Source organism: Burkholderia sp. JPY481, assembly GCF_038900515.1.
In the GTDB taxonomy this organism is placed as follows: domain Bacteria; phylum Pseudomonadota; class Gammaproteobacteria; order Burkholderiales; family Burkholderiaceae; genus Paraburkholderia; species Paraburkholderia youngii.
On sequence record NZ_JAYMRT010000004.1, the window covers coordinates 338,591 to 352,768 of the forward strand.

General features: G+C 62.9%; 15 protein-coding genes, 1 tRNA gene and 1 pseudogene. 9 read left to right on the forward strand and 8 right to left on the reverse strand.

Features of this window, described 5'->3' with window-relative positions:
- Positions 1-2: 2 nt before the first annotated feature.
- The 5 genes from VSR82_RS13505 (at position 3) to hisC (ending at position 3,771) form a co-directional block, all read left to right on the forward strand.
- A tRNA-Gln gene (locus tag VSR82_RS13505) sits at positions 3-79 on the forward strand.
- Positions 80-155: 76 nt separating this feature from the next.
- On the forward strand, positions 156-1,112 hold the full coding sequence (locus VSR82_RS13510) for a ribose-phosphate pyrophosphokinase (protein ID WP_008921698.1): 957 nt from the start codon (positions 156-158) through the stop codon (positions 1,110-1,112).
- 163 nt (positions 1,113-1,275) lie between these two features.
- On the forward strand, positions 1,276-1,893 hold the full coding sequence (locus VSR82_RS13515; RefSeq protein ID WP_013088318.1) for a 50S ribosomal protein L25/general stress protein Ctc: 618 nt from the start codon (positions 1,276-1,278) through the stop codon (positions 1,891-1,893).
- Between the two features lie 148 nt (positions 1,894-2,041).
- Positions 2,042-2,647, forward strand: coding sequence for an aminoacyl-tRNA hydrolase (gene pth / locus VSR82_RS13520; RefSeq protein WP_429461011.1), 606 nt, complete (start codon positions 2,042-2,044; stop codon positions 2,645-2,647).
- A gap of 44 nt (positions 2,648-2,691) precedes the next feature.
- Entirely contained in the window at positions 2,692-3,771 is a 1,080-nt protein-coding gene (gene hisC, locus VSR82_RS13525) for a histidinol-phosphate transaminase (RefSeq protein ID WP_429461013.1), read from the forward strand.
- A 75-nt stretch (positions 3,772-3,846) separates the two neighbouring features.
- Here hisC and VSR82_RS13530 read toward each other — a convergent pair whose 3' ends face one another.
- Positions 3,847-4,104: a YfhL family 4Fe-4S dicluster ferredoxin gene (locus VSR82_RS13530; protein ID WP_090802933.1), complete on the reverse strand. Its 258-nt coding sequence runs from the start codon at positions 4,102-4,104 to the stop codon at positions 3,847-3,849.
- A gap of 102 nt (positions 4,105-4,206) precedes the next feature.
- The gene (locus tag VSR82_RS13535; protein WP_368584419.1) at positions 4,207-4,836 is read right to left on the reverse strand and encodes a hypothetical protein; all 630 of its coding nucleotides are present in this window, start codon (positions 4,834-4,836) and stop codon (positions 4,207-4,209) included.
- Between the two features lie 983 nt (positions 4,837-5,819).
- Here VSR82_RS13535 and VSR82_RS13540 point away from each other — a divergent pair.
- Positions 5,820-6,167: a winged helix-turn-helix domain-containing protein gene (locus VSR82_RS13540; protein ID WP_368584418.1), complete on the forward strand. Its 348-nt coding sequence runs from the start codon at positions 5,820-5,822 to the stop codon at positions 6,165-6,167.
- Positions 6,168-6,224: 57 nt separating this feature from the next.
- Here the strand turns inward: VSR82_RS13540 and coaD are convergent, their stop codons facing one another.
- Together coaD and rsmD are read right to left on the reverse strand one after the other, a co-directional pair.
- On the reverse strand, positions 6,225-6,734 hold the full coding sequence (coaD, locus tag VSR82_RS13545) for a pantetheine-phosphate adenylyltransferase (protein ID WP_368584417.1): 510 nt from the start codon (positions 6,732-6,734) through the stop codon (positions 6,225-6,227).
- A gap of 100 nt (positions 6,735-6,834) precedes the next feature.
- Positions 6,835-7,449, reverse strand: coding sequence for a 16S rRNA (guanine(966)-N(2))-methyltransferase RsmD (rsmD, locus tag VSR82_RS13550; RefSeq protein ID WP_368584416.1), 615 nt, complete (start codon positions 7,447-7,449; stop codon positions 6,835-6,837).
- Positions 7,450-7,698: 249 nt separating this feature from the next.
- Between rsmD and ftsY the strand changes: the two genes are divergently transcribed.
- A complete protein-coding gene (gene ftsY / locus VSR82_RS13555) occupies positions 7,699-8,841 on the forward strand; it encodes a signal recognition particle-docking protein FtsY (protein WP_429461018.1) in 1,143 nt (380 codons plus the stop codon).
- Between the two features lie 121 nt (positions 8,842-8,962).
- Here the strand turns inward: ftsY and maiA are convergent, their stop codons facing one another.
- Together maiA and VSR82_RS13565 are read right to left on the reverse strand one after the other, a co-directional pair.
- Positions 8,963-9,607 carry a maleylacetoacetate isomerase gene (maiA, locus tag VSR82_RS13560; protein ID WP_410848187.1) on the reverse strand — a complete coding sequence of 215 codons (645 nt, stop codon included), beginning with the start codon at positions 9,605-9,607 and terminating at the stop codon, positions 8,963-8,965.
- Positions 9,608-9,641: 34 nt separating this feature from the next.
- Positions 9,642-10,340, reverse strand: coding sequence for a fumarylacetoacetate hydrolase family protein (locus VSR82_RS13565; protein ID WP_368584412.1), 699 nt, complete (start codon positions 10,338-10,340; stop codon positions 9,642-9,644).
- A gap of 222 nt (positions 10,341-10,562) precedes the next feature.
- Between VSR82_RS13565 and ybiB the strand changes: the two genes are divergently transcribed.
- Together ybiB and VSR82_RS13575 are read left to right on the forward strand one after the other, a co-directional pair.
- Complete coding sequence (gene ybiB, locus VSR82_RS13570) at positions 10,563-11,534, forward strand: DNA-binding protein YbiB (RefSeq protein WP_429461021.1); 972 nt, start codon at positions 10,563-10,565, stop codon at positions 11,532-11,534.
- Positions 11,535-11,911: 377 nt separating this feature from the next.
- Positions 11,912-12,898 (forward strand): annotated as a pseudogene (locus tag VSR82_RS13575) (2-isopropylmalate synthase); the annotation flags it as partial.
- 191 nt (positions 12,899-13,089) lie between these two features.
- Here VSR82_RS13575 and VSR82_RS13580 read toward each other — a convergent pair.
- Positions 13,090-13,473 carry a nuclear transport factor 2 family protein gene (locus tag VSR82_RS13580; protein ID WP_013088304.1) on the reverse strand — a complete coding sequence of 128 codons (384 nt, stop codon included), beginning with the start codon at positions 13,471-13,473 and terminating at the stop codon, positions 13,090-13,092.
- 41 nt (positions 13,474-13,514) lie between these two features.
- Entirely contained in the window at positions 13,515-14,078 is a 564-nt protein-coding gene (locus tag VSR82_RS13585) for an acyloxyacyl hydrolase (RefSeq protein WP_498857739.1), read from the reverse strand.
- Between the last annotated feature and the right edge of the window lie 100 nt (positions 14,079-14,178).

The window sequence follows — 14,178 nt, forward strand, 5'->3', positions numbered from 1 at the left end:
GTAGGGGAGTCGCCAAGCTGGTTAAGGCACCGGATTTTGATTCCGGCATGCAAAGGTTCGAATCCTTTCTCCCCTGCCAAAAAATTCTCGTAGTTCGCTGTAGTTCGCCGCAGTAATTCACATTCTCCCGCCCCCCAGCCTGAAGTAGGTGCATGATGAGCAGCCATGACGGCCTGATGGTTTTTACTGGCAACGCAAATCCCGCGCTTGCACAGGAAGTCGTCAAAAACCTCGGTATCCCCCTCGGCAAAGCAATGGTTAGCCGTTTCTCGGACGGTGAAATCCAGGTCGAGATTCAGGAAAACGTGCGCGGCAAGGATGTCTTCGTCCTGCAATCCACGTGCGCGCCGACTAACGATAATCTGATGGAACTGATGATCATGGTCGATGCGCTCAAGCGCGCATCCGCTGGCCGGATCACCGCAGCCATCCCCTACTTCGGTTATGCCCGCCAGGATCGTCGTCCGCGTTCGGCGCGTGTCGCCATCTCGGCGAAGGTCGTGGCGAACATGCTGGAAATCGCCGGCGTCGAGCGGATCATCACGATGGATCTGCACGCCGACCAGATTCAAGGCTTCTTCGACATCCCGGTCGACAACATCTACGCAACGCCCGTGCTGCTTGGCGATCTGCGCAAGCAGAACTACGACAACCTGATGGTTGTTTCGCCGGACGTCGGCGGTGTGGTTCGCGCCCGTGCATTGGCGAAGCAACTCAATTGCGATCTCGCGATCATTGACAAGCGTCGTCCGAAGGCGAATGTCGCCGAAGTGATGAACATCATCGGTGAAGTCGAAGGCCGCACCTGCGTGATCATGGACGACATGGTCGACACCGCAGGCACGCTGTGTAAGGCCGCGCAGGTTCTGAAGGAACGCGGCGCGAAGCAGGTATTCGCTTACGCCACCCACCCGGTTCTGTCGGGCGGCGCGGGCGAGCGTATCGCCGCCTCCGCACTCGACGAACTCGTAGTCACGGACACGATCCCGCTCGGCGAAGAAGCCCGTTCGTGCGCGAAGATCCGTTCGCTGACGAGCGCCGGTTTGTTGGCCGAAACGTTCTCCCGCATCCGCCGCGGCGATTCGGTGATGTCGCTGTTCGCTGAAAGTTAAGCATTTGCGAAGACGCCGCGTACCGCTTCATGCGACACGCGGCGTTTTTGCACAATCGGCATGAACGGACGAAGGTTCTTGCCGCTGTCCCGGGCCTCAGCCATTACGGCTTCGAGGCCCTGTTTTTACTGCCTGGTCGCGGGCAGTGCATTGGAGATTCAACATGAAAGTAGTCGCTTTCGAGCGTTCCCAGCAAGGTACGGGTGCGAGCCGCCGCCTGCGTAACTCGGGCAAGACCCCGGGTATCGTTTATGGCGCTGGTGCTGACACGCAACTGATCGAACTCGATCACAACGCCCTGTGGCACGCGCTGAAGAAAGAAGTTTTCCACTCGTCGATCCTCGATCTGGAAGTGGCAGGCAAGTCGCAACAGGTTCTGCTGCGCGACGTGCAATACCACCCGTTCCGTCAGCTCGTGCTGCACGTGGACTTCCAGCGCGTCGACGCGTCGAAGAAGCTGCACACCAAGGTGCCGCTGCACTTCCTGAACCAGGAAACCAACCCGGCAGTGAAGCTGTCGAGCGCGGTGATCTCGCACGTCATCAACGAAATCGAAATCGAGTGCCTGCCGTCGGCACTGCCGGAATTCATCGAAGTCGACCTCGCGAAGATCGAAGCCGGTCAATCGGTTCACGCGAAGGACATCCCGCTGCCGGCAGGTGTGGCGCTCGTCGCCCACGTCGACGCGGAAAACCCGGTGGTCGCTGCTGCAACGATCCCGGCTGGCGCCATCGCTGAAGACGCTGCTGCTGCTGAAGGCGGCGAAACGCCGGCTGCTTAAGAGCCTTTCGGTTCGAAGCAAGCAATCCTCTCGATCCGTTTCCGATGAAACGGTCGATGTGACCCGCCGAGGTTCGCCCTGGCGGGTTTTTTTTCGGCCTTTTTAGTCCGGAGCGTTTCACTTCCGGACCTGGTGGACTCACGCAATCATGATCAAGCTGATCGTCGGGCTCGGCAATCCGGGCGCCGAATACACCGCGACGCGTCACAATGCCGGCTTCTGGCTGGTCGATCAACTCGCGCGCGAGGCTGGCACAACGCTGCACGACGAACGGCGCTTTCACGGCTTTTACGCGAAGGCGCGGTTGCATGGCGAGGAAGTGCATCTGCTCGAGCCGCAGACCTACATGAACCGTTCTGGTCAATCGGTCGTCGCGCTTGCGCAATTCTTCAAGATTCTTCCCGACGAGATACTCGTCGCGCACGACGAGCTCGACATGCCGCCCGGCAGCGTCAAGCTGAAGCTCGGCGGCGGCAGCGGCGGGCATAATGGCCTGAAGGACATCAGCGCGCATCTGTCGTCGCAGCAATACTGGCGGCTGCGGATTGGCATCGGCCATCCGCGCGACCTGATTCCCGACACCGCGCGCGCTGGCGCGAAGCCGGACGTCGCGAACTATGTGCTGAAGCCGCCGCGGCGAGAAGAGCAAGAGGTCATCGACGCGTCGATCGAGCGCGCGCTCGCGGTGATGCCGCAGATCATCAAAGGCGAGCTCGAACGCGCAATGATGCAACTGCATCGCAACAACAGCTGACGCGCGCCACATCCATCGAAACCCGCAACCGCGAGGAGAATCGCTTGAGCCGCTACTGGAGCGACATCGTTCACCGTCTGACGCCGTACGTGCCGGGCGAGCAGCCCGCGCTCGCGCATCCGGTGAAGCTGAACACCAATGAGAATCCGTATCCGCCGTCGCCGCGCGTGCTCGACGCGATCCGCCGCGAGCTTGGCGATACGGCCGACACACTGCGCCGCTATCCCGATCCGAGCGCACGCAAGCTGCGCGAAACGGTCGCCGCGTATCACGGTATCCGCGCCGACCAGGTATTCGCGGGCAACGGCTCGGACGAAGTGCTCGCGCTGACATTTCAGGCCTTGCTGAAGCACGACAAGCCGCTGCTGTTTCCCGATATCACGTACAGCTTCTATCCAACCTACGCGAAGCTGTTCGAAGTCGACTACCGCACCGTCCCGCTCGATGGGAACTTCGCGATCAACGTCGACGACTACGCGGTGCCCAATGGCGCCATCCTGTTTCCGAATCCGAACGCGCCGACCGGCCGGCCGCTGCCGCTGGCGGAAATCGAACGCCTCGTCGCGAGTCATCCTGATTCGGTCGTGGTGATCGACGAAGCCTATGTCGACTTCGGCGCCGAGTCGGCGATTGCGCTGATCGACCGCTATCCGAATCTGCTCGTCGTGCAGACCGTGTCGAAGTCACGTTCGCTCGCCGGCATGCGCGTCGGCTTTGCGTTCGGCGATGCGGCGCTGATCGATGCGCTCAATCGCGTGAAGGACAGCTTCAATTCGTACCCGCTCGATCGCCTCGCGCAAGCCGCCGCCACCGCCGCGTACGAAGACGACGCGTGGTTTCGCGAATGCTGCGCGAAGGTGATCGCGAGCCGTGAACGGCTCGCGGCGGAATTGACCGCGCTCGGCTTCGAGGTGGTGCCGTCGGCCGCGAATCTGCTGTTTGCGCGGCATCAAGGGTACGACGCAGCGACGCTCGCGTCGCGGCTGCGGGAAAAGGAAATTTTCGTGCGGCACTTCAACGCACCGCGGATTGACCAGCATCTGCGGATCTCGGTCGGCACCGATGCCGAATGCGATATCCTGCTCGACGCGTTGCGGGGTATATTCAGCGCTTACATCGGATAACCGAAACGCGGCCGCAAAAAAACGGCGAAGACCCGCAGGCCTTCGCCGTTTTCTTTTGCGCGTCACCCGCGCACGTCAGGTGCCCTTGGCGGCCTGCAACGCGTGATATTTCGCCATCAAACCTTCGGGCGTTTCCAGGTGATTAGGGTCACGCGGGATGCACTCGACCGGGCACACCTGGATGCACTGTGGCTCGTCGAAATGACCGACGCACTCGGTGCACTTCTTCGGATCGATCACATAGATTTCCGGACCCATCGAAATCGCGTCGTTCGGGCACTCGGGCTCGCAGACGTCGCAATTGATGCACTCGTCGGTAATCATCAGGGCCATGCTGCCACCAACTTTGCTAGATAAAACAACACATTATAGCTTTTTCGCCTCCGCACGGTCGTGCAATCCCGCGCCAGCATCATGGGCGACTGTGCTGCCTGGCTAGGTCGATTTGGTTGCCAACTGGTTCGCGTATGCGCTGTACAACGCCAACTGGATGCTGAACATGCCATTCGATATGCGGGAATTGCCGGGCTGTTTCGGCAACAAGGCCAGCAGCCACTTCATCACATAGAGCATGATCAGCGCGCCGGTCAGATCGCCCACGAACATCGTGAAGAAGCTCTCGAACCAGTTCTTCGTCGTACCGGTCAGCGCGAACCACAGGTGATGAAACAGCGGATTTGCCACCGAATAGGCGACAGCCAGAACGAGAAGCCGCTTCGGCGTCAGGTTCGTCAGCGATGCGCGCAGATCGTAATACTCGAGCGCAAATCGGTACACCAGATACGGCGCCAAAGATCCAAGCAACGCGCCTGCTGTTGCACGCACCGGGTCATGCGGAAACCAGTAGAGAAAGTCGGTAATCAGTCCGGCAAGCAGCAGGCCAATCGCACCATCGAATCCAAGCAGCAGTGTGCTGAGAAGCCGAACACCAGACGGCAGGTAAACCCAGTTGACTCCTCGCACGAAAGACGTGTGCGCGAACAGTTCCTGATTGATCCACAGCGACACCAGGAACGCGATCACAGTCCCAACGATCGACCAAAAATGCAAACGTAAGCTAGACATTGCGGTGAGCCATCCTCGGTTGCTTTTGCCGAAGGCATCATAGCGTGCATATATGGCATTTCGCGAGGACAGGCAGCAGGCTTTAGGTCAGCGTCATCGCGACGCTCACGGAAAAATTTCGCGGAGCCCTTAAGTTCGGAGCGATGCGACCGAAAACCCATGTATAGCTTTATGCCGGGCTCGACAAGAGTGTAGAGTCACGTCCATATCGATATGTTTTTTATAGCAATGAACCTGAGAGAGCAGACTGGAACGGAAAGCGCTAGCCGGTCGAACCGGTGGGCATCTGCACGCCGCCCCGTGGGCCGCGCGCCTGCTCCATGGCTCGCGCGCTATTCGGTCTTTCAGGACGCGTTGCTCGGCAGCGAAACAACGTTGGGGGCGCTTCCTCACTTCGTCAGGCGCGCCGCATTGGAAAGACTGGGGGACTCCAATTATTCGCGTGTGCCCACTTCCGTACTCGATGAAATCCGGGCTTCTTACCTGGAGCTTCGCAGCACACGCGTAGCCGAAGAAGTACGTCGATACTTGGCCGGCACCGAGGACAGTCTGCTGGCGTCACGCGAATCGTCGGACGCCCTTGAAATCCTCGCGGCGGGAATGCCGCGGATGCTGGTTCCGCCGGTCGCGCGCCCTCCGTGTCTGCTGAGTTCCGGCGAAGGAATATTCCTCGGGAGCTGGGCGCAGTTTGTCGCGTACTGGTGCCGGAAAGACCCGACGATTCCGCTACTCGCTGTCGATTGGCCGATCCTCTATGAGCACGTAGCACCGTACGGCCTTCGCCCCCTGGTCGACGACCATAGGGCCATACGCACTCCGTAGAGAGGCGATATGAGCGTGTCGCCATCGCGCCCCTGAAGTGCCGTCAGCGCCCGCCCAAGCTAGACATGGAGATAAAATAAAGAGGCCCGGTTGCCGCTGGGCAGTATCAAAGGTTCGCTTTTCGCGCTCGGGTGAGCGGCGTTTTCGTTGGAGCGATGGTCATGACCCGCCCTGCTGATATCTATCTTCGATTTCTTCAATTGACCGAGGCACTGCGAGGTCTTCCCTCACTTCCCGCGCTCGATCCGCTCGAAGAAAAGATCCTGGAGTTCGTAGCTCGCATGAGGCAAAAAAACGAACGCCTGTCGGTTCGAGACATGATGGCCCAAAGCGCGCTCGGGTCTCCGGCCACCTTGCATGCCCGCATCACGTCAATGCGCGAAAAAGGCTGGCTCCTACTCAACGACACCGAAGATGCTCGCCGCAAACAGGTCGAGCTAACGCCCGCCGCCCTCCGACACTTCGACAAACTTGCCGAGGCATTCGCCAAGGCCGCGAAGGGTAGCTGACATTACACTGCGTCGGTTAAATGATCCGTCAAAACCGGCCATTCGCGCGACTCTGGCTCACGCCCCCTGGGCACCGCCCTGCGGATCCAGCGACGCGACTTTCTCCTTCAGCCATTTTTCGACCGACGGAAATACGAACTTGCTGACGTCGCCGCCCAGTTGCGCGATCTCCCGCACGATCGTGCCCGAGATGAACTGATACTGATCGGACGGCGTCATGAACATCGTCTCGACGTCGGGCAGCAGATAGCGGTTCATGCCCGCCATCTGGAACTCGTACTCGAAGTCCGATACCGCGCGCAGACCCCTGACGATCACCCGTGCGTTGTTGCTCCGCACGAAGTCCTTCAGCAGCCCTTTGAAGCTCATCACCTGGACGTTCGGGTAGTGGCCGAGCACCTCGTGCGCGATCGCGAGGCGCTCCTGGAGAGTGAAAAACGGCTTCTTGGCACGGCTGTCGGCCACACCCACCACCAGCGTGTCGAAAATGCTCGACGCGCGCCGAACGAGGTCCTCGTGACCGCGCGTCAGCGGGTCGAACGTGCCCGGGTACACGGCGACTACCATGAGACTTCTCCTCTTTTCAGACAAAAGGGCACGTCCAAGCGACGCATTTGGCACCGGCGCGGATGACGATAAACCGCCCGGCCCTTTTTTGGAACGCGCATTATTCCTTATTTTCGCGCTGCAGCAAATGAAAGTGCACTGCGCCCGCCTTGCCCTGCCGCACGACCTCCCAGCCCGCGAGCGACTGATGAGCGGTCGGTTCGAGCGCTTCGCCGGCCTCGACATAAAGATAGCCGTCGGCGCGCACGAGCGGCACGGCCACCGCGAGCGCCTTGCCGAGCAGGTCGGCATCGAACGGTGGATCGAGGAACACGACGTCGAACGAGCCTGGCGCGAGGCTCGCCGCAAGACGCAGGCCGTCCGCCTCGGCGATTTCGATCACGTGTGCATCGAGCCGCTGCTGGTTCGCGCGCAATTGGCCGGCGGCGCGCGCATGACGCTCCACCATCAGCACGCGCGCCGCGCCGCGTGACGCGGCCTCGAAGCCGAGCGCGCCGCTGCCGGCGAACAGATCGAGACAGTGCTGGCCGTCCAGGCGCTGGCCGAGCCAGTTGAACAGCGTTTCGCGGACGCGGTCGGGCGTCGGGCGCAAGCCGTCCAGATCGAGCACGGGCAGCGGCGTGCGTTTCCAGTCGCCGCCGATGATGCGAATGGCATGCGGCTTGCCGCCTTTGGACGAAGCGCCAGCGGCGCGTGAAGGTGCTAAACGAGGCATGCAGTATCGTGCAGTTTCAGCTAGGTGGTGAATATGCCCGCGACGCCGATGCGCGCGGGCCGGAGCGCCCACGTTACCACAGGGGCGGCGCGCGTCCAGCCTGGCCGACCGGCCAATACGACGCGCCGCGGCACGCCTGATAAAATGTGCGGCTGCCAGCGCCCGCCCTTTCGCATCCCGGCGCTGCCCACCGCTTCGCCGGTCCCGTGCCGGCTGCGCGCATCGTCGCGCTCTCCCATACGTCAGATCATGTTCAGCTTTTTCAAACGATTCAAGGGTTCGAAAGAGTCCGATACCGCCGCAGACGAAACGCTGGCGGCGCAAGACGACGCGACGCACGCGGCCGAGGTTGCGCCCGTCGAACCCGTCACGCCTACCGCGCCCCCCGCTCCGCCTGTGGTCACGACCATCATCGAGCCGGAGCCCGAACCGCAAGACGCCGACCTCGACAGCGTCGAAATCGTCCCGCCGCCCGTGCAGGACGCCGGCGCGAAGCGCTCGTGGCTCACGCGCCTGAAGAGCGGCCTCGCGAAAACCAGTTCGAACCTGACCGGCATCTTCGTCGGCACGAAGATCGACGAGGACTTGTACGAGGAACTCGAAACCGCGCTGCTGATGTCGGACGCCGGCGTCGAGGCGACCGAATTCCTGCTCGAATCGCTGCGCGAGAAAGTGCGCACCGAACGCCTGACGGACCCGCAGCAGGTCAAAACCGCATTGCGCGCGCTGCTCGTCGAGTTGCTGAAGCCGCTCGAAAAATCGCTAATGCTCGGCCGCGCGCAGCCACTCGTGATGATGATCGCCGGCGTCAACGGCGCGGGTAAAACCACCAGCATCGGCAAGCTCGCGAAGCATCTGCAGAGCTTTCACCAGTCGGTGTTGCTCGCCGCCGGCGACACCTTCCGCGCCGCCGCGCGCGAGCAGCTCGCCGTCTGGGGCCAGCGCAACAACGTGACCGTGGTCGCGCAGGAAAGCGGCGATCCGGCCGCTGTGATTTTCGATGCGGTCGGCGCCGCGCGCGCGCGCAAGATCGACGTGATGATGGCCGACACGGCCGGCCGCCTGCCCACGCAGCTGCATCTGATGGAAGAGCTGCGCAAGGTGAAGCGCGTGATCGGCAAGGCGCAGGACGGCGCGCCGCACGAAGTGCTGCTCGTGATCGACGCCAACACCGGACAGAACGCGCTCACGCAGGTCAAGGCGTTCGACGACGCGCTCGGCCTCACCGGCCTGATCGTCACCAAGCTCGACGGCACGGCGAAGGGTGGTATCCTCGCGGCGATCGCGCGGCAGCGGCCGATTCCGGTGTACTTCATCGGCGTCGGCGAAAAGGTCGAGGATCTGCAGCCGTTCAGCGCGGAGGAGTTTTCGGACGCGCTGCTGGGCGGCTGATCGCGCGAACGTGTGAGCGCTGCGGCGCTCGCCGCTTGCGGCGAACAAAAGGAAAAGGGCACTCCACAGAGTGCCCTTTTTTCGTTTCGAGCGGCCGTCGCCGTGTCACGCGATCCCGCGCTCACTCCGCATCCGGCTGCACGCCCGGCGCGGCGCGCGCGAACGCATCGAGTTGCATCGCGTGGTCGTAGATGCGCTGGATCGTCGGAAACTTTGCGGTGTCGACCTTGAAGCGCTGTGCGTTGAAAACCTGCGGAATCAGGCACGCGTCGGCAAGTGTCGGTGTGTCGCCGAAACACAGTTTGCCGGTGCGCGCCTCGCCGGCGAGATGCGCCTCCAGCGTCGCGAAGCCTGCATCGATCCAGTGCCGGTACCACGCGTCCTTCGCGTCGTCGTCGACTCGCAGCGTGTGCTTCAGATAGCGCAGCACGCGCAGATTGTTCAGCGGATGAATCTCGCACGCGACCTGCAGCGCCACCGAGCGCACATAGGCGCGATCGAGCGGCGCCTTCGGCAGCAGCGGCGGCTCCGGATGCGTCTCCTCGAGATACTCGATGATCGCGAGCGACTGCGGCAGCAAATGACTGCCGTCGGCGAGCGTCGGCACGATGCAGTCCGGGTTGATCTTGCGATACTCGGGCTTCAGCTGCTCGCCGCCTTCGCGCACGAGGTGCACGGGCACATAGTCGTACGACAGGTTCTTCACGTTCAGCGCAATGCGCACACGATACGACGCCGAGCTACGGAAATAGCTGTAGAGCTTCATGTTGTCTGCCTCCTCCACCTGCTCGCAAGCCGTCTCAGACGACGCGCACGCTGAACTCGCCGAGTCCGTCCACGCCGCCCTTCATCAGGTCACCCTTCACGACCGCGCCGACGCCTTCCGGCGTGCCCGTGAAAATCAGGTCGCCGGGCCGCAGTTCGAACAGCGTCGACAGATATGCGATCGTCTCGGCCACCGACCAGATCAGTTGCGACACGTCCGCGCGCTGCTTGTCCTCGCCGTTCACCGAAAGCCAGATCGCGCCCTTGCCGATGTGACCAACTGCTGAAGCCGGATGGATCGGGCCCAACGGCGCCGAGTGATCGAAGCCCTTGGCGGTATCCCAGGGACGGCCCAGTTTCTTCGCTTCGCCTTGCAGGTCGCGACGCGTCATGTCGAGACCGAGCGCATAGCCGTAGACGTGGTCGAGCGCGCGCTCGACGGGGATGTCTTTGCCGCCCTCGCCGATCGCCGCGACCATTTCCATTTCGAAATGGACGTTCTTCGTCTGCGACGGATACGGGAATTCGCCGGTCGTGCCCGGCGCGACGTAGACGACCGCATCGGCCGGCTTCGAGAAGAAGAACGGCGGTTCGCGGTCCGGGTCGTGGCCCATTTCACGCGCATGCGCTTCGTAGTTGCGCCCCACGCAATAGATGCGGCGCACCGCGAACTGCTCGCTCGACCCGACGACCGGCACCGCGACCTGCGGTGCGGGTGCAAACACGTAACTCATCCCGTTCTCCGTTTTTCGATGGGCGCCGCCGAGGCGGCGAGAAACATCGAGTGTAACGCGCGGCACGGCGCGGGTGCGTGTCAGACGGGCGGTCGCGCGTCATCGCGTGCCCGCTGCGCCGCTGTTCGCCCGCTCGCCATAGATGCGATACTCACACCGAATAGCTTCCCGAATGCCGTAGCCGACGCCCAAGCGCGGCACGCCACCCGCCCTCTGCGCACGATGACCGACTCGACCACTACGACTTCTCCCTTCCCCTGCGCCCGCTTCATCAAGGAAATCGGCCGCGGCCCGAACGGCGCCCGCGCGCTGACCGCCGACGACACCCGCGCGCTCTACACCGCGATGCTCGACGGCCGCGTCGCCGAGCTCGAGCTCGGCGCGGTGCTGCTCGCGTATCGCGTGAAAGGCGAAACCGCCGACGAACTCGCCGCGATGCTGGCCGCAGCGCATACGTCGTTCGAGCCGGTGCGGCTGCCGCACGGCGCGTTTCGGCCCGTGTCGATTCCGTCGTACAACGGCGCGCGCAAGCAGCCGAACCTCGTGCCGCTGCTTGCGCTGCTGCTCGCGCGCGAAGGCGTGCCGGTGCTCGTCCACGGCGTCACCGAAGATCCGGGTCGCGTGACGAGCGCGGAAATCTTCACGCATCTGCGCATCGCCCATGCGCAGTCGCACGCGCAGATCGAAGCGGGTCTCGCCGAGCGTCGCGTCGCGTTCGCGTCGATCGACGTACTCGCGCCCAAGCTCGCGCGCCTGCTCGCGCTGCGCCGGCGCATGGGCGTGCGCAACTCGACGCATACGCTGGTGAAGCTGCTGCAGCCATTCGCGCCCGCGGGGCTGCGGCTCGTGAATTACACGCATCCGCCGTATCGCGACAGCCTTACGCAGCTGTTCATCACGCATCCCGATGCGGCCGTCGGCGGTGCGCTGCTCGCGCGCGGCACCGAAGGCGAGGCGGTGGCGGATACGCGCCGCCAGGTGCAGGTCGACTGGCTGCATGACGGCATCTGCGAGACGCGGCTGCCGCACGAGCGCTCGTCGCCCGATGCGCCCGAAGTCGAGCTGCCCGAAGCGCGCGACGCCGCGACCACGGCCGCCTGGATCGACGCCGTGCTGCGCGGCGAAGCACCGGCGCCTGGCGCGATCGAACGGCAGGTCGAGCTGATCGTCGATATCGCGAAGACGGCGGCCTGACGGTCGCGGGTTGACAGGCCAGCACACGCCGTCATACATTTGGCCCCATGCGTTCCCTTCCGAACACCCTCCGAATTATCTCCGGCCGCCTAGCGCGGCCCATATCGCTACGCCTGGCGTAAGTCACGCGTAGCGCCGCGCGCTGGCAGCTCCGGTTGCCGTCGGCGGTCCTCCCGGTAGTTCCCGCAGTTTCGCTTCACCCCGTCGTAGTTCTCCACAATCTTGTCGTCGTTTGTATTCGTCCGTTTACCGCGCGGACGAAGCGAGAGGATCAAATGCACGTTGCCTCGGGCATCCGCATCGTGCATGCGTGACAGTCGGCCAACCGCTCGACGTCCCAACCTCCGCCGACGACACCACGAATGAGGCACTTCACCATGTTGCGCAATCCCGCTGAAAAGTACCGCCCTTTTCCCGCCGTGCGCCTGACCGGTCGCAAGTGGCCGAGTCGCACGATCGACGCCGCGCCCGTCTGGATGAGCACCGACCTGCGCGACGGCAACCAGGCGCTGATCGAACCGATGAACGCCGCGCAGAAGCTCGAGTACTTCGAGATGCTGGTCGCGATCGGTTTCAAGGAAATCGAAGTGGGTTTTCCGTCGGCGTCGCAGACCGATTTCGACTTCGTGCGCAAGCTGATCGACGAGCGGCGCATTCCCGACGACGTCACGATCGAGGTCTTCGTGCCGTCGCGCGCGGAGCTGATCGCACGCACGTTCGATGCGCTCGACGGCGCTCCGCGCGCGATCGTGCATCTGTATAACGCGATCTGCCCGTCGTTCCGGCGCATCGTGTTTCAGCAATCGAAGGACGAGATCAAGGCGCTCGCAGTCGAAGGCACGCGCGTCATCAAGGAACATGCGCAGGCGCGGCCGGGCACACACTGGATCTTCCAGTACTCGCCCGAGACCTTCAACACGACCGAGCTGCCGTTCGCACGCGAGGTGTGCGACGCGGTCGCGCAAATGTGGCGGCCGACGCGCCATCACAAGATGATCGTCAACCTGCCGGCGAGCGTCGAAGCGGCCACGCCGAACGTATTCGCCGACCAGATCGAATGGATGCACCGCAACCTCGGCTACCGCGACAGCATTGTGCTGTCGGTGCATCCGCACAACGATCGCGGCACCGCGGTGGCCGCGGCGCAGCTCGCGCTGCTGGCGGGCGCGGATCGCATCGAAGGCTGTCTGTTCGGCAATGGCGAACGCACCGGCAACGTCGATCTCGTCACGCTCGCGATGAATCTCGACACGATGGGTATCGACAGCGGTCTGGATTTCTCGGATCTCGCGACGATCCGGCGTGTGGCGGAGCACTGCACGGGGCTTCCCGTGGCCGCGCGGCATCCATATGCGGGAGAAGTGGCGATGCGCGGCACACGCGAGCCGCGCGACGCAGATGCCGAGCGCGATGAATACGGCGCAAACAGCCGCGATAAAGCTGAGGATTGCGTAATCGCGTAAATCCGACTTGAGCTTGCGGCGGAGGAGTGCGCACCCAGCATTCCGCCGCCAGGATGGGCGCGCTCACGAGGCGCGCCCGCGCGATGAGAATCTCACTCCAGCGCGCAACGCGTCGCCTGCCATGCGATCAGCCGCCACTGGCCGTCTTCGTGCGTGTGGATCGCGGTATAAGCAATCGGGAACAGCAGCGCGCCGTTGTTCGCTTCCATCTCGATCAGCGCGCGTCCCGTGACCACGTAGGTTTCGCGCCCGGCCGGCAAAACTTCCTGCGACTGCACTTCGATTTGCCGATAACGACGGCGCCCCGCGGTGATCCCGTCGATGAACTGTCGCTTCGTCTCGCGTTTGCCGTTCGTATGAACGTAGCTCACGTTGTCCGCGAGCAGCGTGTCGAGCGACTGCCCGTCGCCGTCGACCATCGCGCGAAATCGCTCTCGCTCGAGCCCGCGAATCGCTTCGATCATCTTTGCCGCCATTGCAGAGCCCCTCGAACACCGCGAGCCACAAGGGGCCACGGTCAGAAGTGATATTGCAAATATAGCTGGCTGAAATTTATACCAGGATTCGGCTCTTTGATACCGCCATTGGAAACATGCTGGAAGCGGTAGCCGGCGGCATACTGCTGATGAGCGCCGAACTGCAGCCCAACGCCCGCCATCTCGGTGAACTGGAACGCGGTGCCCAACGTGAAGTCGGAAGAAATGCGCGGACTGGTCAGCAATCCGACACCGGCACCCACCTCGATGAATGGCCGCACTGAACCCGACGACTTGACGAAGCGGATCACCGGCATCACGCCGATCTCGCCGATGTTGTCGTGAACGTTTCCTTCATCGGTGTGCCACCACGCGACGTGCGCCTCGCCGATCAGCGCGAAATGCCAGTCGCCGATCTGCCACCAGGTGAGGTTCGGGTCCCAGACCGCGCCGAGATCGAGCCTCTTGACGAGACGATCACCGACGCCGGCGGCCACTTGCACGCCGAACCGGTCAGCCTGGGAGGCGCCCGCCGCACCCAGCAGCAGAACGGCCAACGCACTTTTTAGAGTAAGTCTACGGACCACAAGATTCTTCTTGTTCATTCGGCCCCCCATACTGATGACTATTAAGCGAGCGCCCCCTTTATTCTAAGCATGGATTCCGGGGCAAGTATGTTCCAGTTAATGCGCCCGAACGGCAATT